The organism is Rhodosalinus sp. 5P4, assembly GCF_041365695.1.
Taxonomy (GTDB): Bacteria; Pseudomonadota; Alphaproteobacteria; order Rhodobacterales; family Rhodobacteraceae; genus Rhodosalinus.
This window is the reverse complement of record NZ_JBGFSJ010000001.1, coordinates 214,241-233,856: the sequence shown is the minus strand read 5'-3', so window position 1 is coordinate 233,856 and position 19,616 is coordinate 214,241. Positions and strand designations below refer to the sequence as shown.

General features: G+C 68.0%; 22 protein-coding genes, 1 tRNA gene and 1 pseudogene. 14 read left to right on the top strand and 10 right to left on the bottom strand.

The window, feature by feature from the left end:
- Nucleotides 1-291: 291 nt before the first annotated feature.
- Entirely contained in the window at nucleotides 292-909 is a 618-nt protein-coding gene (locus AB6A69_RS01140) for a class I SAM-dependent methyltransferase (protein ID WP_371059313.1), read from the top strand.
- 369 nt (nucleotides 910-1,278) lie between these two features.
- On the opposite strand, the gene AB6A69_RS01135 is transcribed toward AB6A69_RS01140, so the two are convergent.
- The gene (locus AB6A69_RS01135) at nucleotides 1,279-1,695 is read right to left on the bottom strand and encodes a hypothetical protein (protein WP_371059312.1); all 417 of its coding nucleotides are present in this window, start codon (nucleotides 1,693-1,695) and stop codon (nucleotides 1,279-1,281) included.
- 87 nt (nucleotides 1,696-1,782) lie between these two features.
- Between AB6A69_RS01135 and AB6A69_RS01130 the strand changes: the two genes are divergently transcribed.
- The 5 genes from AB6A69_RS01130 (at nucleotide 1,783) to AB6A69_RS01110 (ending at nucleotide 5,747) form a co-directional block, all read left to right on the top strand.
- Nucleotides 1,783-2,334: a hypothetical protein gene (locus AB6A69_RS01130; protein ID WP_371036563.1), complete on the top strand. Its 552-nt coding sequence runs from the start codon at nucleotides 1,783-1,785 to the stop codon at nucleotides 2,332-2,334.
- A gap of 299 nt (nucleotides 2,335-2,633) precedes the next feature.
- A complete protein-coding gene (locus tag AB6A69_RS01125; RefSeq protein ID WP_371059311.1) occupies nucleotides 2,634-3,440 on the top strand; it encodes a lipo-like protein in 807 nt (268 codons plus the stop codon).
- A gap of 296 nt (nucleotides 3,441-3,736) precedes the next feature.
- On the top strand, nucleotides 3,737-3,943 hold the full coding sequence (locus AB6A69_RS01120; RefSeq protein ID WP_371059310.1) for a cold-shock protein: 207 nt from the start codon (nucleotides 3,737-3,739) through the stop codon (nucleotides 3,941-3,943).
- A gap of 75 nt (nucleotides 3,944-4,018) precedes the next feature.
- The gene (locus AB6A69_RS01115) at nucleotides 4,019-5,011 is read left to right on the top strand and encodes a fatty acid desaturase (RefSeq protein WP_371059309.1); all 993 of its coding nucleotides are present in this window, start codon (nucleotides 4,019-4,021) and stop codon (nucleotides 5,009-5,011) included.
- A gap of 115 nt (nucleotides 5,012-5,126) precedes the next feature.
- Nucleotides 5,127-5,747 carry a hypothetical protein gene (locus tag AB6A69_RS01110; RefSeq protein WP_371059308.1) on the top strand — a complete coding sequence of 207 codons (621 nt, stop codon included), beginning with the start codon at nucleotides 5,127-5,129 and terminating at the stop codon, nucleotides 5,745-5,747.
- On the opposite strand, the gene AB6A69_RS01105 is transcribed toward AB6A69_RS01110, so the two are convergent.
- From AB6A69_RS01105 to AB6A69_RS01090, 4 genes and pseudogenes are all read right to left on the bottom strand, one after another.
- Nucleotides 5,662-6,132, bottom strand: a complete 471-nt coding sequence (locus AB6A69_RS01105) for a hypothetical protein (RefSeq protein WP_371059622.1) — start codon at nucleotides 6,130-6,132, stop codon at nucleotides 5,662-5,664. The two genes, AB6A69_RS01110 and AB6A69_RS01105, sit on opposite strands and share 86 nt — an antisense overlap.
- 29 nt (nucleotides 6,133-6,161) lie before the next feature.
- Nucleotides 6,162-6,401, bottom strand: a pseudogene (locus AB6A69_RS01100) (toxin-activating lysine-acyltransferase); the annotation flags it as partial.
- Nucleotides 6,402-6,481: 80 nt separating this feature from the next.
- Nucleotides 6,482-7,453, bottom strand: a complete 972-nt coding sequence (locus AB6A69_RS01095) for a Hint domain-containing protein (protein ID WP_371059307.1) — start codon at nucleotides 7,451-7,453, stop codon at nucleotides 6,482-6,484.
- A 736-nt stretch (nucleotides 7,454-8,189) separates the two neighbouring features.
- A tRNA-Leu gene (locus tag AB6A69_RS01090) sits at nucleotides 8,190-8,276 on the bottom strand.
- 58 nt (nucleotides 8,277-8,334) lie between these two features.
- Here AB6A69_RS01090 and lipB point away from each other — a divergent pair.
- Complete coding sequence (gene lipB, locus AB6A69_RS01085; RefSeq protein WP_371059616.1) at nucleotides 8,335-9,015, top strand: lipoyl(octanoyl) transferase LipB; 681 nt, start codon at nucleotides 8,335-8,337, stop codon at nucleotides 9,013-9,015.
- A 5-nt stretch (nucleotides 9,016-9,020) separates the two neighbouring features.
- Here lipB and AB6A69_RS01080 read toward each other — a convergent pair whose 3' ends face one another.
- On the bottom strand, nucleotides 9,021-9,236 hold the full coding sequence (locus tag AB6A69_RS01080; RefSeq protein ID WP_371036571.1) for a hypothetical protein: 216 nt from the start codon (nucleotides 9,234-9,236) through the stop codon (nucleotides 9,021-9,023).
- Between the two features lie 260 nt (nucleotides 9,237-9,496).
- Here AB6A69_RS01080 and ctaD point away from each other — a divergent pair, with 260 nt between their 5' ends.
- Together ctaD and AB6A69_RS01070 are read left to right on the top strand one after the other, a co-directional pair.
- On the top strand, nucleotides 9,497-11,170 hold the full coding sequence (gene ctaD, locus AB6A69_RS01075; protein ID WP_371036572.1) for a cytochrome c oxidase subunit I: 1,674 nt from the start codon (nucleotides 9,497-9,499) through the stop codon (nucleotides 11,168-11,170).
- A gap of 117 nt (nucleotides 11,171-11,287) precedes the next feature.
- On the top strand, nucleotides 11,288-11,794 hold the full coding sequence (locus AB6A69_RS01070) for a DUF2244 domain-containing protein (protein ID WP_371059306.1): 507 nt from the start codon (nucleotides 11,288-11,290) through the stop codon (nucleotides 11,792-11,794).
- A gap of 7 nt (nucleotides 11,795-11,801) precedes the next feature.
- On the opposite strand, the gene AB6A69_RS01065 is transcribed toward AB6A69_RS01070, so the two are convergent.
- The gene (locus tag AB6A69_RS01065; RefSeq protein ID WP_371059305.1) at nucleotides 11,802-12,260 is read right to left on the bottom strand and encodes a GatB/YqeY domain-containing protein; all 459 of its coding nucleotides are present in this window, start codon (nucleotides 12,258-12,260) and stop codon (nucleotides 11,802-11,804) included.
- Nucleotides 12,261-12,454: 194 nt separating this feature from the next.
- Here AB6A69_RS01065 and carA point away from each other — a divergent pair, with 194 nt between their 5' ends.
- Complete coding sequence (carA, locus tag AB6A69_RS01060; protein WP_371059304.1) at nucleotides 12,455-13,600, top strand: glutamine-hydrolyzing carbamoyl-phosphate synthase small subunit; 1,146 nt, start codon at nucleotides 12,455-12,457, stop codon at nucleotides 13,598-13,600.
- Between the two features lie 85 nt (nucleotides 13,601-13,685).
- Entirely contained in the window at nucleotides 13,686-15,605 is a 1,920-nt protein-coding gene (locus AB6A69_RS01055) for a glycosyltransferase family 2 protein (RefSeq protein ID WP_371059303.1), read from the top strand.
- A 4-nt stretch (nucleotides 15,606-15,609) separates the two neighbouring features.
- On the opposite strand, the gene AB6A69_RS01050 is transcribed toward AB6A69_RS01055, so the two are convergent.
- On the bottom strand, nucleotides 15,610-16,257 hold the full coding sequence (locus AB6A69_RS01050; RefSeq protein WP_371054809.1) for a GntR family transcriptional regulator: 648 nt from the start codon (nucleotides 16,255-16,257) through the stop codon (nucleotides 15,610-15,612).
- A 117-nt stretch (nucleotides 16,258-16,374) separates the two neighbouring features.
- On the opposite strand from AB6A69_RS01050, the gene AB6A69_RS01045 reads away from it, so the two are divergent.
- From AB6A69_RS01045 to AB6A69_RS01035, 3 genes are all read left to right on the top strand, one after another.
- Complete coding sequence (locus tag AB6A69_RS01045; RefSeq protein WP_371059302.1) at nucleotides 16,375-17,019, top strand: pyrimidine 5'-nucleotidase; 645 nt, start codon at nucleotides 16,375-16,377, stop codon at nucleotides 17,017-17,019.
- Nucleotides 17,020-17,113: 94 nt separating this feature from the next.
- Nucleotides 17,114-17,362 carry a hypothetical protein gene (locus AB6A69_RS01040; RefSeq protein ID WP_371036579.1) on the top strand — a complete coding sequence of 83 codons (249 nt, stop codon included), beginning with the start codon at nucleotides 17,114-17,116 and terminating at the stop codon, nucleotides 17,360-17,362.
- 61 nt (nucleotides 17,363-17,423) lie between these two features.
- On the top strand, nucleotides 17,424-18,638 hold the full coding sequence (locus AB6A69_RS01035) for a UbiH/UbiF family hydroxylase (protein ID WP_371059301.1): 1,215 nt from the start codon (nucleotides 17,424-17,426) through the stop codon (nucleotides 18,636-18,638).
- On the opposite strand, the gene AB6A69_RS01030 is transcribed toward AB6A69_RS01035, so the two are convergent.
- Nucleotides 18,635-19,090, bottom strand: a complete 456-nt coding sequence (locus AB6A69_RS01030) for an Lrp/AsnC family transcriptional regulator (RefSeq protein ID WP_371059300.1) — start codon at nucleotides 19,088-19,090, stop codon at nucleotides 18,635-18,637. The genes AB6A69_RS01035 and AB6A69_RS01030 overlap by 4 nt on opposite strands.
- Nucleotides 19,087-19,542, bottom strand: coding sequence for an Lrp/AsnC family transcriptional regulator (locus tag AB6A69_RS01025; protein WP_371059299.1), 456 nt, complete (start codon nucleotides 19,540-19,542; stop codon nucleotides 19,087-19,089). Before AB6A69_RS01025 ends, AB6A69_RS01030 begins: the two co-directional genes overlap by 4 nt.
- Nucleotides 19,543-19,616: the final 74 nt, after the last annotated feature.

The window sequence follows — 19,616 nt, the reverse complement described above, 5'->3', positions numbered from 1 at the left end:
GCCTGCCCGGTTGCCCGGGCGTGGGGCGGGTTCTATGCGCGGCCCTCGGTCGCGTCAAGCGCATTTGGCGCAGTTTGAGGCCGAGACATCGCGGCGGCGACGCGATCGCCCCTCTGCCGAGACCGCCGCCCTCGGCGCCGCAAGCGCGGCATCCTGCGCCGGGCCTCGCATCGCGGCATTGCGGCGGGGCCGGTCGGGCGCGAAAGGCGCCCGCGAATGTCGGCGATTTCCCCGGCGCGCGGTATGGGGCATAGATCGCGCAGAGCACACCAAACCGCGAAAGGACATCCCGTGGACGCAGCCGCCTTCTGGGACCGCGCCGCCGAGGCCTACGCCCGCCGCCGGATCTCCGACCCCGGCGCCTACGAAGCCGCCCTCGCGCGCGTGAAATCCCGCCTCCGGCCGGAAGACCGGGTGCTCGAGTTGGGCTGCGGCACAGGCTCGACCGCGCTTCGCCTTGCCCCCTGCGTGGCCACCTATGTCGGCACCGACCTCTCCGGCGCGATGATCGCGATCGCCGAGGAGAAACGCCGGACCGCGGCCCAGGGCAACCTGAGTTTCCGCCAGGCCGGGGTCGCCCGCGCGGCCACCCCCGGGGAAGACGTCGATGCGGTGCTCGCCTTCAACCTGCTGCACCTGCTGCCGGACCTGGCCAAAGGGCTGGGCTCCATGCGCGACGTCTTGCGCCCGGGCGGGGTCTTCATCTCCAAGACCCCGGCGATCGGCGAGAAATGGCGCTATCGCCCCGTGGTCGCGGCGATGCGGGCGTTGGGCAAGCTCCCTGCCATGAGCCTGCTGAAGGTGGCGCAAATCGACCGGGCCATCTCGGAGGCCGGGTTCGAGATCCTCGAGACCGACCTGCTTCCGCCCTCGCTTCCCTCGCGCTTCGTGGTCGCCCGGAAACGGTGACAGCGCTTCCCGCATGTTGCGGGCAGGCGCCTCGGCCTGCGTCGCGGACAGTGGCGGCACACCACCTGGGACCTTCATCTTTCCAAGCGTGTCGCGACCGATCCCTTCGGTAGCCGGAGGCGCTGAACCCCCGATCGCTGCGTCGTCCGTCTTCTCGTCCGTGCCGATCCCCGATCTCGGGACGGCTTCAAGCGCGCCTTACCCACGACGCGTTGCTGGCTGGAAAGGCGGCGACACGCATGGAGCATCGAAGGGCCCCGCGCGCGGGAGGCGGTCCCCCGAAAGCAGGACGAGGAAGGCAGGCCCGCAGGATCAGCGGGCGGAGAAATCCATGAAGGCCGTCCGCACGGCCATCGAGGTCCCGGCATGTCACTGTTGCTGGATGCTCGACGGGCTGTTCGAACTCCAGAAACATCGGTCGAAATCGACATATTTCAGCATGTCTTCGGTTCTTCCCACCGCGACGATACGCGAGCAGCCCTCCATCGCGTCGAAATCTTCGAACGCGGACACCACACCGGTCCGGTCTGCAAGGGCGCCGTGAACGCAAAGCTGTTCGCCGGGCGCCAGTTTCCGAACGCGCCGTCCGGCCTCCGGCGCTTCTACCGCGAAGACATGGGGCTGCGCGCTGGCATTGCGGACACACAAGGTGCCGTGGTCCGCCGTCGACTGACTCGAGGCCGCCAGACCCGGCCCAGCGACAAGGCTCAGTATGGCGATAGACTTACGGAACACAGCGCAAGTGTGTCCCCGCACCACCGGCTCGGTCAATTCCTGAATGATCACGTTCTCCCCACGGTCGGATCAGTCGATCGTGACCCTGCGATCCCGGGATCCGGGTTAACCTATGGGTGAAACGGGAGGAGATTTCAGATGACCCTAGGACATACCGCGAAAGGCGGCCTGGCCGCTCTGGCGTTGAGCGCGGGCAGCGCGACCGCCCAGGAGGCGCCTTTCGGAACCGACGCGGATACCGGTTACGCGGCCGAATTGTGGGCCGCGATGGAGGACATGAACCTCGCCGGGGAAGGCATGCTGCGCAGCTTCCCTTACCAGGGCGTCGCACCGCATGGCATGATGCTGGAGACGCTCTATACCACAGCCACGATCGACGGACATTCCGGCGATCTGGTGATCAAGCGCAATTACGGTCCAGAAGGCGTCGGGATCGCCGACGTGCTGAGCGATCCCGACACGCATCTCGCCGCGGTCACGGTGATGTTCCGCCGCGAGGCGGGATATGATCCGGACAACGCCGACTGGTTCTGGGCGAAGTACCTGCCCGACGGATCGCTCGACAGGAACCCGAAGGGCATGCGCCTCGCGGGCAGGGTCGCGAAGGGCACGAACGCCGGCTGCATCGCGTGCCATTCCGGCGCTGGCGACGACATGCTTTTCACGACAGATCATCTGGGCTCCGACTGAGACCCGGTGGTCCTCGTCCGCGGCCTCGCGTGACCGTGAAACGGGACTTCCGCGACGGGCAGGCGTGACAGAGGTGCGAAGATGTCATGCGCCGGGGGCGGACCGCCCCCCGCACGCTTGGGCAAGACAGGGTGCCGTATCTCCACCCCGGTCGCGTTCCCCCGCTGGAAGGTCCCGTCCCGGGGCCCGATCCCGGTCGGCGGAGGATGACTGATGCAAACCATCCGGCCCGTGCACATCGCTGAAAGCGGCCGCGCGACGGCCGGACTGCCGGTTGAGCCGGCGCCACGGAGATGCAGGTGACCGCGTGGTTCGACGCGTTGCTCGATCGTGCCGGTCGCGGCATCGCCCGACGGCTGGAGCAGCCCAGTTCCGGTTACGTGCCCTTCACGCCCTCGGATTTCGAGACCCTGCAAAACACGCTGCGGCCCGCCGACATTCTCCTGATCGAGGGACGGCAGCGTGTCTCGGCCGCGATAAAGTACCTGACGCAGTCAACCTGGTCCCACGCCGCGATGTTCGTCGGGGATCGCACCGTTGGAGGATCCGGCTCCGAGGAATCCCATCGCCTGGTCGAGGTCAATCTGGGGGAGGGCTGTGTCTCTTCTCCGCTGAGCAAGTACGCCACGTTCAACACCCGGATATGCCGGCCTGTCGGCCTGAGTGAAGGCGAGGCCTGCGCGGTGGTCGACTTCATGACATGCCGGATCGGCCTGCGCTACGACATGCGCAACATCGTGGATCTCGCGCGGTACCTGCTGCCCACGCCGCCCGTGCCCGTGCGCTGGCGGCGGCGCATGCTGGCGCTCGGCTCCGGCGATCCGACCCGCGCGATCTGCTCATCTCTGATCGCCCAGGCTTTCCAATCGGTGCGCTACCCGATCCTGCCCGACATCCGGACGGTCGAGGCACGCTCGGGCTCTCGATACGCGCGGCAGGAGATCCTCCACGTGCGGCATCATTCGCTCTTCGCGCCGCGGGATTTCGATCTCTCGCCCTACTTCGAGATCGTGAAGCCGCACCTCGTTTCCGGATTCGACCATCGCAGTCTCGACTGGGCCGATCTGCCGACGGCCGATACCCGGGACGAGGCGCCTCGCTCGTGAACGTGGAAGACCCGCGCGCGCCGAACTCGCGTCTTCCACCCGCGCCTCGAGGTCGAGCTTCGATGGTGAATGTTCCGGGCGGCAAGGGCGGCCGGCCTCCTTCATGCCGAAAACCGAAACCTCGGCGAAGAGCGACAGCCCTTGTATGCGATGCTGCGAATGCCCAGCTGTGTGGAGCCTGTGTTTTTCGCTTCGAACCGCTGCTTCCGTTCATCCGGCTCTCAGTCGATCGATTCAGTCTGACTCTGCCGGGCTGCCGCATTCCGCGGGCAGCACTTGAACAGGAGACAACGGATATGGCCAATGGCACCGTGAAATGGTTCAACGCCACCAAAGGCTTCGGATTCATCGAACCGGAGTCCGGCGGCAAGGACGTCTTCGTCCACATCTCTGCCGTCGAACGCGCCGGCCTCACCGGTCTCGCGGACGCCCAGAAGGTGACCTTCGACGTCGAAACCGGCCGCGATGGCCGCGAGAGCGCGACCAACATCGCGCTTGCCTGACCCGGTGGTCCCGGGCGCCCCGATGGGCGCCCGGTCTCGTCATCATCCTCGCACAAGCACCAGGAGTACGCCGGTTTGAAGCCGCAACAGTGGACCCGTGTCCTCACGAAGTATCGCGAACCCATCCCCGCCCGCAGCCTTCTCGAGTTGTCCGTGACGCTTCTGCCCTTCCTGGCGATCTGGGCACTCGCCTGGTGGGCCCTGTCGATCAGTCCCGTTCTCTCCGTCGCGCTGGCCATGGTGAACGCCGGCTTTCTCGTCCGAACCTTCATGATCCAGCACGATTGCGGCCATGGGTCGTTTTTCCGAAACCGGAAACTCGGTGACTGGATCGGAAGGGCCCTCGGGGTTCTGACGCTCACCCCCTATGACGTCTGGCGCAAGACGCACGCGATCCACCACGCCACCACGGGCAACCTCGACCAGCGCGGCACCGGAGACGTCCCGGTTCTGACCGTGACCGAATACCGAAGCAAATCCCGGCTCGGCCGCGTGCTTTATCGTCTTCTTCGGCATCCCCTGGTTCTGTTCGGGATCGTGCCCTTCTACACCTTCTTCCTGCAAAACCGCCTGCCGGTCGGGTTGATGCGATCGGGATGGCGCTACTGGCTCAGCTCCCAGGCCACGAATGCCGGGATCGGCGGGCTGCTGGCACTTCTGATCTGGTTTGGCGGTCTGGAGGTCGTGCTGTTCATCTTCGTGCCGACGATGTCGCTGGCTGCGAGCCTGGGCATGTGGATGTTCTACGTGCAGCACCAGTTCGAGGACACGGTCTGGGAACGCCAAGAGGATTGGAACGTGCACGAGGCGGCGCTGCACGGGTCGTCCAATTACATACTGCCGCCGGTCCTGAACTGGCTCACCGGGAATATCGGAGCGCATCACGTGCACCACCTGGCCAGCCGGATACCGTTCTATCGCCTGCCCGAGGTCCTTCGCGACCACGACGACCTCGTCGAGACGCGCCGCCTCACCCTGCGGGAAAGCCTGCGTTGCGCAAGCCTGGCGCTCTGGGACGAAAACGACCGAAAGCTGATTTCCTTCGCCGAGGCCCGGCGACGTCCGTGACGACACCGAAACGGATGCGCCGGTCCGTGACCGACCCGAAACAAGGAGACGACACCCGATGGCACAGTTCAGTTCCGCGGGCCGCACAGGCCAGGCCCCCGATCCCTTCAAGGGCATGACGAAGACCAAGAAAAAAGACGCCAAGCCGAGCGCGCCGCACGAGATCCTGCTCGGAGAGCACAGCCGGTATCAGGTCAAGTCGGGTTGGCTTGCGGGCAAATTCGTCGCACGCGCGTTCCCGAAGCCTCCGACGAAGGCACGCGGCATGATCGCCGAAGCGACCGGCGCGACGGAAGAGGCGGCCATCGCCGCGTTGCAAGACATCCTCGACGCACGGGAAGATCGCAGGACAGGCGAGCGCCGCGAGGATCCCAGAACAGGCATCGCCGTGCCCGGCACGGAAGAATACGTCGAGGCGATCCGGCAGGTCGCGCTCTCACGACCGCAACACGCGATGCTCGCGGCCTTGTCGCTGGCCGGCGAAGACGGGCTGACGGATGGGCGCATGGCACGCGTTGCGGGGTACAAATCGCAAGCGTCGGCCAACAGATCCTTTCTGGCGGCGGGCCTGCTGATCGCGGAATACCTTTCGGTGAAAGCCGACCCCGACCAGAGGTCCGGCGCTTCGGAAGGGGCTGCCCTGCTCGGGTTCAAGGGTGAAACGGAAACCGACGGCGGCACCGGGAACTGGATTCTGCACGAGGAGTTGCGCGAGGCGATCCGGATGACGCTTTGACGCCATCGACCGCCGCGCGGGTGCCCGCGAGGTCGAATGCCGCGCCGCGGACCGAAAAGACTTGCATCCCGGGTGGGATGGCGCCGCGCGGCGCGGAGGTGAGTGCCGTCAGGTCGGCGTGGCAGCCCCGGCGCATGGCAGGCGAAAATGGCAGCCGGGCCGGGGGGGGGCGCAGGTCGGGCGTGGAAAAGCTGCGGAAGAGCATTGCACCGCGCATGGCTCGGTCGAAGCGCTTCGGGAAGGCGGTTTCGGAATACACCTTGGCCAGGTCCTGCCGCCGGAAATCGATATGGACGATACGGCGCGTGCGATTGTCGTCGCCGACCCGGCGATAGAAGAATTCCTCGTCGGTGAAATGCCCCTTGCGCATGATCCAGCGGACCATGCTGGCGGTCGTCCCCTGTAGGGTGCCATGATGTCCACGATCCAGAGGCGGTCGCCCGCGTTCCAGTCCTCGGGCGTCAGTTGCTCGCCGCTTATGAGGCGGCGTTCGCCTCCGGCGCCGAGCCACGCCCAGGTGTAGAGCCCGCGTGCCACGCCGTCGAAACGGAACAGCCGGAACTGGCCAAGCAGAAGTGGCGGCTCTATATAGCTGCGCAGTTGCGCGACCGGCATCCTCGCATGCCGCGCACTTCGAAAGGCGAGGAAGATCATGTCCCCGTAGGCGCGCAGGCGTTCGGGCCCGGGGCTCTCGACATCCGGCAGGGTGCGACCGAGGGAATCGCGCCGCGCGATCACGGGGCGCCCTTTTCATCCATGACGCCGCCACGCGCCTGCAGTAGCGCGCCTTCCCACGGGCGCAGGGTCATGCGCGCGGTCGCGATCGCGGTGTTGCCTTCGGCGAGTTCGGGGAAGAGCTTGAACAGTTCCTCGCGCGCCTTGCCCTCGATCCCGCAAAGCGCGTAGTCGCCCGGGAGGAAGCTTTCGGTCGCAAGCCCCTCGGTCAGCATGATCTCGTGGCGATCGAAGAGAACGTGATGGTACTCGACCCATCCGGCCTCGTCCTCCACGCGGATCGTCGTGTCGTTGATCAGCCCCTTGGCGGGCACGAGAACCTCCTGCGCGCCGAAGAAAAGCTCCGCACGCCAGCCGGTCACGAGCACCCGGTGCTGGGGGGAAACGCGCAACTCCCGCGCTGGACGATCGTTTCCGAATGCGCCCGCGGAGATGCGGACCGGACGAAGGGATCGGTGGGCGCGCAGTTCGGCTGGGGAGAAGCGGCGGCATCCAAGCCAGCGCACCGGCCGGAAGGGACCGTCCACCGTCCGCACCATGTCACCGACACGCAGTGCCTCGACGGCGACCGGACCGGCCTCGGTTTCGATCAGGGTGCCGCGCGCGACGCAGATCAGCAGGTTGAGGAAAAGGGTATCGGTGTCGGTGCCCGCGGTGTCGGTGCCGGTGACCGAAATGGCCACGGTCTGGTCCGACCCAGATGCGAAAACCGTGGCGCGGTCGATGGTGAAGGTGAATTCGCCGGTGACGGCATCGAAGCTCAGGTTGCCGAACGCTCCGCCGCTGTTGACGGTGAAACTGTACCCGTCGGAGGGCTCGCTGGAGGGCCCGCCCCCGATCGGCACCTCGTCGAAATCGCCGGAAACCGTGGTGATCCCGGTCCCGTTGAGCGTGACGTCGAAGGTCCACGTGTCCAGCCCGCCGATCCCGCCGCCGGTGGAGCCCGTGACCTCGCTGAGGTTATAGCCCACTGCTCCGTCCCGCGTCTTGCCCTCGGGCTCTTTCCGGCCCGCGTTATTAGAAGCCAGCACCCAGGCCTGTGTCGATGGTTCGTGGACGACACGCCGTTCTTCAGCGGAAAACGTGACATTGGGGCAGCGCCGCGAAGCGGAGGCGCTCGAAGCGGACCGGGCTGTCCACAACCACGACCGCGCCCTGCCCTCGGTCTCGCCCGGAGCGACCCGATCTGCCTTGCGCCCTTTTCAGTGATCCGCGTTCGATGCGCGGCGCTCTCGAGAAACCAGTCGACGACGGTCGGACCGCCCGGCGAAGCCCGGGCGCCGCCGTGGTCTCCGATACGTCCGGCGGTCACGAACAGCTTGATCCTCGGAGCTTCGTGCGGAACGTGCCGGGCAGAGTGTCGCCATTGTCGCCCGGATCGATGCCGCCGCCATGACGAGCATGGCGCTCCGATACCGCGTGCAGCGTCTTCAGCCCGGCGCTCTCCTCCTCGGGCGCGCCCGGCAGGCACGGGCCAGCCCCGATCCTTTCCGGCACCTCTACGCGGCTCGCCGACACCCGGGTCCATGGCGAAGCTACCGGTTGAGCGAGAGGTGTCGTGTGCGCCGCGAACGGGCCGTGGACCTGCCGGCGCGGTCACGGTTCGCGCATGGATCGCGCCGCATGTTCAGCTATGTTCGGTGAGAAGTGGGGGGCGTTCGGGTCTCTCTTGCCGTTGAGAGACCATCGCCTCGAACCTCCGGGTCTTGGTGCGGTCGAGAAGACTCGAACTTCCACGGGTTTTACCCCACAGCGACCTCAACGCTGCGCGTCTACCAATTCCGCCACGACCGCACGTGACCCAGCAGGTGGAGCGGCGTATAGAACAGGCCGCCGGGGATGTGAAGAGCAAATTCCGGCTGCCGCAACGGGAGCGCACATGGTCGAATGGATCACCTCCGACGGGCTTGTCGACTACCGCCGGGCAGAGGCGGAGATGGAAGCGCGCGCCACCGCGATCGCCGAGGGCCGCGCGGCCGAGGCCATCTGGCTGCTCGAGCATCCCCCGCTCTACACCGCCGGCACGAGCGCGCGGCCGGACGATCTGCGCGCGCCCGACCGCTTCCCCGTCCACCCCACGCGGCGCGGCGGGCAGTACACCTATCACGGGCCGGGGCAGCGGGTGGTCTACGTGATGCTGGATGTCGGCCGGCGCGGGCGCGACGTGCGCCGCTTCGTGGCCGCGCTCGAGGCGTGGGTGATCGCCACGCTCGGCCGTTTCAACGTGGAGGGGATGATTCGAGAGGGCCGCGTGGGTGTCTGGGTGCCGCGCCCCGACAAGCCGGCCCTGCCCGACGGCACGCCCCGCGACGACAAGATCGCCGCCATCGGCATCCGGCTGCGGCGCTGGATCAGCTTCCACGGCATCTCGATCAACGTGGACCCCGAGCTCTCGCATTTCGACGGCATCGTGCCCTGCGGGATCGACGGCCACGGGGTCACGAGCCTCGTGGACCTAGGGCGGCCCGTCACCATGGCGGACCTCGACGCGGCGCTGGCCGAAAGCTTCGCGGAGACGATGGACGCCACCTGAGGACGTCAGTTCCACGTCCGCGAGAAGACGTGGCGCAGGATGTCGTCGCGATGAAGCCCGATTTCCGCAAGCTCCGCGTCGCTGAGCGCGCGAAGGCGGGCGACGCGGGCGGCGAGCTCGCGGGTGCGCGCATCGAAGGGCGTGTCGAATATGCGCCGGAGCGCGGCGATGCGCGGGGATCCGGTCGCGGTGCGGGACGTGGCAGCGTCTCGGTAGGCCATTTGGTCGATCCTGTCGTCCGGGGCGCCACCCCCCAGGTGGCGCGGAACTCCGGGGGTGCCCCCGGCATCAGGAAAGTTACGCGAGCGGCGCGTATCGACCTAGTCGGGGAAACCTGACCCGAGGCGGCGGCTTGGCACGCTTTTCTTGATCTGTGTCAAATCGATCCATTGCCCACGGGGGTGACCCATTCTAGAACACGAATGGAATAAGGGGAGGAGTGCGACTCGCGCGCACTTCGGCACGACCATCAGGAGGCATCATGGCAGACGCGGCCATTCACAGCCACGAGCACGAGGACCAGCGCGGCTTCTTCACCCGCTGGTTCATGTCAACGAACCACAAGGATATCGGAATCCTCTACCTCGTCACCTCGGCGGTGGTGGGTTTCATCGCGGTGGCGTTCACCGTCTACATGCGCATGGAACTGATGGATCCGGGCGTTCAGTACATGTGCCTCGAAGGCGCGCGCCTCTTCCCGGCTGCCGCGGGCGAATGCACGCCCAATGGCCATCTTTGGAACGTGCTGATCACGGGCCACGGCGTCTTGATGATGTTCTTCGTGGTCATCCCGGCGCTCTTCGGGGGCTTCGGCAACTACCTGCTGCCGCTTCAGATCGGCGCGCCGGACATGGCGTTCCCGCGGATGAACAACCTGTCCTACTGGCTTTACGTCTCGGGCACCCTGCTCGCGATCGCCTCGCTCTTCGCGCCGGGCGGCAACGGACAGGCGGGCTCCGGCGTGGGCTGGGTCTTCTACCCGCCGCTCTCGACCAACGAGATGGGCATGTCCACGGACCTCGCCATCTTCGCGATCCACACCGCGGGGGCGAGTTCGATCCTGGGCTCGATCAACATGATCACCACCTTCCTCAACATGCGCGCGCCAGGCATGTCCCTTTTCAAGGTGCCGCTCTTCGCGTGGTCGATCTTCGTGACCGCCTGGCTGCTGGTGCTGTCGCTGCCGGTTCTGGCAGGCGCGATCACCATGCTGCTGACCGACCGCAACTTCGGCACGACCTTCTTCGACCCGGCCGGCGGCGGCGACCCGGTGCTCTACCAGCACATCTTCTGGTTCTTCGGGCACCCCGAGGTCTATATCCTGATCCTGCCCGCCTTCGGCATCATCAGCCACGTGATCTCCACCTTCTCGCACAAGCCGATCTTCGGCTACCTGCCAATGGTCTGGGCCATCATCGCGATCGGCGCGCTCGGCTTCGTCGTGTGGGCGCACCACATGTACACCGTGGGCATGAGCGTGACGCAGCAAAGCTACTTCATGCTCGCCACGATGGTGATCGCGGTGCCCACCGGCGTGAAGGTGTTCAGCTGGATCGCGACGATGTGGGGCGGCTCGCTTGAGTTCAAGACGCCGATGCTCTTCGCCATCGGCTTCGTGTTCCTCTTCACGCTGGGCGGCGTGACGGGCATCGTGCTGAGCCAGGCGGGCGTGGACCGCGCCTATCACGACACCTACTACGTCGTGGCGCACTTCCACTACGTCATGAGCCTCGGGGCCGTGTTCGGCATCTTCGCCGGCATCTACTTCTACTTCGGGAAGATGACCGGCCGGCATTACCCCGAGTGGGCCGGCAAGCTGCACTTCTGGCTCTTCTTCATCGGCGCCAACCTGACCTTCTTCCCGCAGCACTTCCTCGGGCGTCAGGGCATGCCGCGGCGCTACATCGACTACCCCGAGGCCTTCGCCTACTGGAACTGGGTGTCGAGCTGGGGCGCGTTCCTCGCCTTCGCGAGCTTCGTGTTCTTCCTTGGCATGATCGCCTGGGCGCTGGTCCGCGGGGCCCGCGTGACGGAGAACAACTACTGGAACGAGTACGCCGACACGCTGGAATGGACCCTGCCCTCGCCGCCGCCCGAGCACACGTTCGAGCAGCTGCCCAAGCGTGAGGACTGGGATCACGCCCGCGCCCACTGAGCGTGACGGCAATCCGTCGAACCAACGCCACGGGCCCCGCGCGAAAGCCGGGGCCCGTTTCGCGTCAGGGCTCCCTTCGGCCCTTGCCCGACGCCGCGACAGACATATCCTAGTCGCATGCCATACGCCTGGACGACACCGCCCACCCCGCAGCCGGACCATGTCGCGCAGATGCGTCTATGGCCACACCGGTCGCTTCCGCCCGAGGGGTTCGCGGCCTTCATCCTCGTCACCTTCGCCTTGATCTGCGTTCCGCTCTTCACAGTGCTGGGCACGGTCGTGCTATGGGGCGTTCTGCCCTTCGTGCTGCTTGCGGTGGCGGGGGTCTGGTGGGGGCTGCGGCGCAGTTACCGCGACGGATCGCTTTTCGAGGAACTGACCCTCGACGACACCGACCTGCGCCTCGAGCGGCACGACCCGCGCGGCCCGGTCAGGGACTGGGCCTGCAACACCTACTGGGCACGGGTCGAACTGCATGAAACCGGCGGCCCCGTGCCGAACTACGTCACGCTCACCGGCAATGGCCGCGCGGTCGAGATCGGCGCCTTCCTGAGCGAGCCGGAGCGAAAGGCGCTCTACGCGGACCTGATGGAAACGCTGGGCAGACTGCGGAAAGCCAACTGAGCGGCGCTCAGCCGAGGCGGTCCTTCACCTTGGGGCCGACCGTGCCGAAATCCATCTGTCCGGTGTATTTCGACTTCAGCGCGCCCATCACCCGGCCCATGTCACGGATCGAGTCCGCGCCGAGTTCCGCGATGGCGGCATCGATGGCCTGGTCGATCTCGGACGGGCCGAGCTGGCGGGGCAGGAAATCCTGGATCACCTCGATCTCTTCCTGCTCGGCCGCGGCCAGATCGAGGCGCCCGCCCTCCTCGTAGGCGCGCACGCTTTCCTGGCGCTGCTTGACCATCTTGCCCAGGATCGCGAGCACGTCGGACTCGTCCAGCGCCGTCTCGCCCTCTTCCCCGCGAAGCGCGATCTCGCGGTCCTTGATCGCCGCGTTGATGAGGCGCAACGTCGAAAGCCGGGTCGCGTTCTTGTCCTTCATCGCCTGTTTCAAGGCGGCGTTGATGCGCGCGCGCAGATCCATGAGCGGTTCATCCCCAAGCTCCATCAAGGCAGCGACCCTAGTCGAACCCCATATCCCGCGCAACAGTGACGCCGCGGCCGGCACGCCCCGACAAGATCCGGTTTCGGCGCCTCTTTCGCACCGCATGGATCGCCCTTGACCCCGGCACGGGCACACCATAGCGTCCGCGCGCAATTCAGCCCGGAGAGTCGATCATGGCCCAGCAGCGCCCCACAGCCTGCCTCGCCCTCGCGGACGGGACGGTTTTCTTCGGGCAGGGGTTCGGTGCCACCGGGCAGGCGCAGGCGGAACTCTGCTTCAATACCGCGATGACCGGCTACCAGGAGATCATGACCGATCCCTCCTATGCCGGGCAGGTGGTCACCTTCACCTTCCCGCATATCGGCAATGTCGGCGTGAACCCCGAGGACGACGAGACCGCGGAACCGGTCGCGGCCGGCATGGTGGTCAAGTGGGATCCGACCGATCCGTCGAACTGGCGCGCCGCCGAGTCGCTTTCGGACTGGCTCACCCGGCGCGGTCGCATCGCCATCGGGAGCGTCGACACCCGGCGCCTCACCCGGGCGATCCGCCAGCAGGGCGCGCCGCATGTCGCGCTGGCCCATGACCCCGAGGGGCGGTTCGACGTGGGCGCGCTGGTCGAGGCCGCGCGCGCCTTCCCTGGTCTCGAAGGAATCGACCTCGCGCGCGACGTGACCTGCCCGCAATCCTATCGCTGGGACGAGATGCGCTGGGCTTGGCCCGAGGGCTATGTCCGCCAGACCGACCCGCGCTTTCGCGTGGTCGCGGTGGATTACGGCGCGAAGCGCAACATCCTGCGCTGCCTTGCCTCGGCGGGCTGCGAGGTGACGGTGCTGCCCGCCACCGCCACCGCCGAAGAGGTGCTGGCCCACGAGCCCGACGGCGTCTTCCTGTCGAACGGCCCGGGCGACCCGGCAGCGACGGGCGACTATGCCGTGCCGATGATCCGCGAGGTGCTGGAGCGCGACATGCCGCTTTTCGGCATCTGCCTCGGCCACCAGATGCTCGCCCTCGCGCTTGGCGCACGCACGATCAAGATGAACCACGGTCATCACGGCGCGAACCACCCGGTGAAGGATCTCGAGACCGGCAAGGTGGAAATCACGTCGATGAACCACGGCTTCACGGTGGACAGCCAGACCCTGCCCGAGGGCGTGGTGGAAAGCCACGTGTCGCTCTTCGACGGGTCGAACTGCGGCATCCGGGTGGCCGACCGGCCGGTCTTCTCGGTGCAGTATCACCCCGAGGCGAGCCCCGGGCCCCAGGACAGCTACTACCTCTTCGAGCGGTTCGCCGCGGCCATGGCCGCGCGGCGCTGACCCGCGCCGCCGGGCGTCCTTAACCGCATCTTAACCTTGCTTCGCTGATCTGGAGCCGCGCGGCTGCCGCGCGGATGGAACAGCGATGGACGTCTTGCACACCGCCCCCGCCGAGATCGATTTCCTCCGGTCGCCGAGAAGCGACAGCCGGCCGCTGGGGCGCCTGCTGTGCGATCTGGGCTGGATCGACGCGGAGACGCTTCTCGACGCGCTGCGCGCGCAGAAACGCTGCGGCCGCCCCCTGGGCGAGATCCTGCTCGCGCGGGGCAAGCTTTCGGACACGCAGCTGCGCGACGCGCTCGCGCAGCAGTTCGGCGCGCCGACCGTGGCGCTCGGCCGCCACGCGCCCGATCCCGCGCTCTCCGACGCGCTCGATCCCGAAACCTGCCTCGCCGAGCGGCTGCTGCCCTGGGGGCGGCGGCGCGACGCGACGCTGGTCGCCACCGCCCGCCCGCAGGACTTCGCGCGGCAGTCGCGCGCGCTCGAGGCCCGGCTCGGCCCGGTGCAGATGGCGCTCGTCACCGAGCGCGACATCGACGCCGCCATCGCCGCGCGGCACGGGCCGGAACTCGTCCGCCGGGCGGAGACGCGCCTACCGTCCGACCTGAGCTGCCGCGACTGGCTCGAACCCAAGCCGGCGCGCCGGATCGCGAGCCTCGTGCTGGCCGCCACGGGTGGCGCGGCCGTGCTGTTCGCGCCGGGGCTGTTCTTCTCGGTGCTCTTCTTCTGGGCGCTCGTGACGCTTCTGCTCGCCACGGGGATGAAGGCGATGGCCTTCGCCGCGCAGCTTCTCGCGCGGCGGCCCGCACCGCGCGCGCTCGCCCCGCCCCTGCCCCGCCGCGTGCCGACCATCACCATCCTCGTGCCGCTTTACGACGAAAGCCGTATCCTGCCCACGCTCCTGCGCCGCCTCGACGCACTGGATTATCCGCGCGAGGCGCTGGAGGTGCTTCTCATCGTGGAGGAGCGGGACGCCGCCACGCGAGAGGCGCTGTCCCGCGTGCTGCTGCCCGCGCACATGCGCCGGATCGAGGTGCCGCACGGATCCTTGCGCACCAAGCCGCGGGCGATGAACTACGCGCTGGGCTTCGCGCGGGGGGAGATCGTGGGGATCTACGACGCGGAGGACGCGCCGGAGCCGGACCAGCTTCGCCGCGTGGCCGCCCGTTTCGCCACACGGCCGCCAGACGTGGTCTGCCTTCAGGGCGCGCTCGACTATTACAACCCGCATTCCACCTGGATCGCGCGCTGCTTCACGATCGAATACGCGACCTGGTTCCGGATGGTGCTTCCCGGGCTCGCGCGCCTCGGTCTCGCCATCCCGCTCGGCGGCACGACGCTCTTCTTCCGCCGCGACGCGCTGGAGGCGCTGGGCGGCTGGGACACTCATAACGTCACCGAGGACTGCGACCTCGGGATCCGTCTCGCGCGGCGCGGCTGGCGCACGGAAATGCTCGACACGGTCACGCGGGAGGAGGCGAGCAACCGGGTCGTGCCCTGGGTGCGCCAGCGCTCCCGCTGGCTCAAGGGGTTCATGCTCACCTACGCGGTGCACATGCGGCGCCCGCGCACGCTTCTGCGCGAGCTGGGGCCGCGGCAGTTCTGGGGCGTCCAGCTTCTGCTCGTCACGGCGACCACGCAGTTCCTGATGGCTCCGCTGTTGTGGAGCTTCTGGCTGGTGCCCCTCGGCCTCGTCCACCCGCTCGAAGCGACTATAGGGTCCGAGACGCTCACCCGGGCCGGCACTGTCTTCCTTGCGAGCGAGGCGGTGGCGCTCACGGTGGCGGTTGCGGCGGTGGGCGTCACCTCCCACCGGGGTCTCCGGCGCTGGACGCCCACGATGCACCTCTACTTCCCGCTCGGCGCCTTCGCGGCCTACAAGGCGCTGTTCGAGCTTGCCGGGCGGCCCTTCTACTGGGACAAGACCACGCACGGTCATTCGCTGCCCGAGCCGCCGGAGGCGCCGGAGGCGCCTTCGCACCCGCCGCCGGGGCGCGAGGGCTGACCCCTCAGGCCTTCTCGGCCGCAGAGTCGAGCTTCAGCCGGGTCACGAAAGCCACCGAGATGTGGTCGCGAAGCGCCTTGTAGGCGGCCTGCTCGTCCCGCCGGGCGATCGCGTCCACGATCGCCGCATGCTCGGCCAGCGCCTTTTCGCCCCGCCCCTCCGCGGCGAGCGAGGTGGTCGCCATCAACGCCATCGACCGGTGCACGAGGTCGAGCTGCTGCACCAGGTAGCGGTTGTGCGACGCCAGGTGGATCTGCTTGTGAAACCGGCGGTTCGCGCGCGCAAGCGCGGACGGGTCGGCCAGGAGCGCGCGGTCGTCGGCCACCATGTCGCGCAGCACCTGGATCTCTTCGGCGGTGGCGTGGCGCGCCGCGAGGCTCGCGGCAAGCCCTTCGAGTTCGCAGCGCACGACGTAAAGCTCGGCCATCTGGTTGTGGTCGAGCGACGCCACGATCAGCGACCTCCCGTCCCGGGTCAGCAGCGATTGCGTCTCGAGCCGCTGAAGCGCCTCGCGGATCGGCGTGCGCGACACGCCGAAACGTTCGGCCAACTCGGATTCCACAAGACGGTCGCCCGGCTTGTAAAGCCCGCTGTCGATCGCCTCGAGGATGAGGCCGTAGGCGTCCTTCTGCGGGGTCTTGATCTGGTCCATCGACATGTCCTTGCGTGATCGGGCAAGGATATCGGCCGCGCGGCGGGGCAACAAGGCCCGCCGCCCGCGCCCGTCCGCGGCATTGCGCACGCCCGCGGCGCGCTCTATCTCTGCGTCATGCCCAAGGAGCATTTTTCCAGCGTGGCCCACTGGGTCTTCGACCTCGACAACACGCTCTACCCGCCCCAGGCGCGCCTCTTCGACCAGATCGAGACGCGCATGACCGCCTTCGTGATGGACGCGCTCAAGGTCGACCGGGCCGAGGCTGACCGGCTGCGCACGCAATACTGGCGCGAGCACGGAACCACCCTGGCCGGGCTGATGGAAATCCACGGGGTCGAGCCCGGTCCCTACCTCGAGACGGTCCACGACATCGACCTCGGCCATCTGGAGGCGGACGCGACGCTTGCCGCGCGGATCCGCGCCCTGCCCGGGCGGCGCATCGTCTACACCAACGGCAGCGCCCCCTACGCCGAGCGGGTGCTTGCCGCGCGGGGGCTCGAAGGGCTTTTCGACGCGGTCTACGGCGTGGAGCACGCGGGCTTCCAGCCCAAGCCCCGGCGCGCCGCCTTCGAGGCGGTCTTCGCCCGCGACGGAACGGACGCCACCCGGGCCGCGATGTTCGAGGACGACCCGCGCAACCTGGCAGAGCCCCACGCGATGGGCATGCGCACCGTCCACGTCGCGCCCGAGCCGCATGCCGCGGACCACATCCATCACCACACCGACGATCTCGGCAGCTTCCTGGGGCGGCTTCTCTGAACCCTCGGAATGATGCCAGATTGCGGCAATTTGCCTGTCTTCCGCGAAGAGCCGCGGGCGCATATCTCGCGGGTGAACGAAAAGGAGACACCCGATGAGCCTTGCCGAACGCCCCCGCCCGAGCCGCGCCCTGCGCGCGCTTTTCGCCGTTCCCGTGATCGGCTGGATCGCCCGCGACCTGATGATGGGCGGGCGCGAGAATTTCTATTATCTGCTGGTCGCGCTCGTCACGCTCTGGATCATGGCCGTGGCGACCTGGGGTCTGCCCGCGCTGACGCTTCCGGCCCTCGTCATGGTGCCCGTCATCATGATCACGCTGGTGACGATCACCGTCGGAAAGTGACGCGGCCGCTGGCCGGCCCATCGCGGCCGCGCTAGGTTCGATGCAAACAAGAGGGCGCGCCATGGATCACGACATCATCGTCACGGGCGGCGGGATCGCGGGGCTCACCGCCGCCGCCGCATTCGGCACGGCAGGCTTCTCGGTCCTCTGCGTCGATCCCGCCCCCCCGGTGACGGTGCGTGACGCCGAAGGCTCCGACCTGCGCACCACCGCCTTCCTGCAACCGGCCCGCGCATTGCTGGACCGCGCGGGCCTGTGGGAGCGCCTCGCGCCCCACGCCATGCCGCTTCAGGTCATGCGGATCATGGACGCGGGCGGAGAGGTGGCCGAGCCGCGCGTGACACGGGATTTCGACGCGGCCGACCTCTCGGACGCGCCTTTCGGGTGGAACCTTCCCAACTGGCTCCTGCGGCGCGAGATGACCGGCCGGCTCGACGAGCTGCCCAACGTGGTCTTTCGCCCCGGCGTCGCCGCCACCGGCCTCTTCACCCGCAGCTCTGAGGCCCGGGTGCGGTTGAGCGACGGAACCACCGCCCGTGCGCGCCTTGTCGTGGCCGCCGACGGGCGGAATTCGGCCATGCGCAACGCCGCCGGGATCGGTGCGCGCACCACGCGGTTCGGGCAGAAGGCCTTGGCCTTTGCGGTCACCCACCCGATCCCGCACGAGAACGTCTCCACCGAGATCCACCGCACGGGCGGCCCGTTCACGCTGGTCCCGCTTCCGGACTGGGACGGTCGTCCCTCCTCCGCCGTGGTCTGGATGGAGGAAGGGCCCGAGGCGATGCGCCTGCTGAACCTGCCGGTCGAGGCGTTCGAGGCCGAGATGTCGGCGCGCTCGACGCATCTTCTGGGGCCGCTGACGCTCGCCTCGCGGCGCACGATCTGGCCCATCATCTCGCAGATCGCCGAGCGGTTCTGGTCGGAGCGGCTGGCGCTGATGGCCGAGGCGGCGCATGTGGTGCCGCCCATCGGGGCACAGGGGTTGAACATGTCCCTCGCCGACCTGCGCGTTCTGCTGGAGCTTGCCGAAGGCGCGCCCGACCGGCTGGGCGAGGCCGATCTCCTGCAGGCCTATCACCGCCGGCGCTACGCGGAGGTGGCCGCGCGGGTTGCGGGCGTGTCGATGCTGAACCGGGTCTCGATGCAGTCGGCGCGGCCGCTGCGGGACGCACGCGCCGCCGGGATCCAGGCGCTTTACTCGGCGGCGCCCGTGCGTAAGGCGCTGATGCAGCTTGGCCTCGGCGCGCGCGGGACGCGCGGTTCCGGCACTGCCTAGAGCGGGCCCGGGCGCCGCTCTTCCGACAGCAGCACGTTCGCCTCCACCGCGCCCGCGCCCGGCAGCGTCATGATGCGCCGGCGCAGGATCCGCTCGAAATCCGAGATGTCGCGCGCGACCACGCGCAGCCGGTAGTCGTAAAGACCGAGCACATGCTCCACCGTCTGGACCTCGGGGATGGCGGTGACCGCGCGCTCGAAATCCTCGAGGCTCGCGCGGCCCTTGGTGGCGAGCTTCACGCCGAGGAAGACGGTCACCCCATATCCCAGCGCCGCCATGTCGAGCACCACCCGGCGCCCGCGGATCGCGCCCGCTTCTTCCAGGCGCTTCAGCCGGCGCCAGGCCGCGGGCTGGCTGAGCCCCAGCGCCCGGCCGAGCGCGCCGGCGCTTTGCTCCGCATCCCGGGCCAGGGCACGCAACAGCGCCCGGTCGGTCTCGTCGAGCGCGGTCACAGCGGCACCGCCTCTCCCTCCTTGATCCGCGCCACATGCATCAGCGCCTCGATGTCGGCGATGTGCGGCAAGCTCAGGATGCGGCGGCGATAGATGTCCTGGTAATGCGCGAGATCGCGCGCGATCACCGACAGGCGCACGTCCACGCGGCCGAGAAATGTCTGGATTTCCAGAACCTCGGGCACCTTCCGCGCCTCCTCCAGGAATTCGTCGAAGGCGCGCGGCTGCGTCTTGTCGAGCGTGAAGCGCAGCGAGACCTCCACCGCGAAGCCCAGCGCACGCCAGTCGACGATGGCCTCGCGGCCCTTCAGCACGCCCGCGCTGCGCAACCGGGCAAGCCGGCGCGAGGCCACCGCCGGCGTGGTCGCCGCCCTTTCGGCAAGTGCGCTGGGCCCCAGCGCCGGGTCGGCCTGAAGATGGCGCAGCAGGCGCCGGTCAAGGTCGTCGAGCATGATGACACGCCTTATCGAACTACTTACGAATGAAGTTTGCGCATCATGCCGGAATGCTTGCGAAAATGAAATCC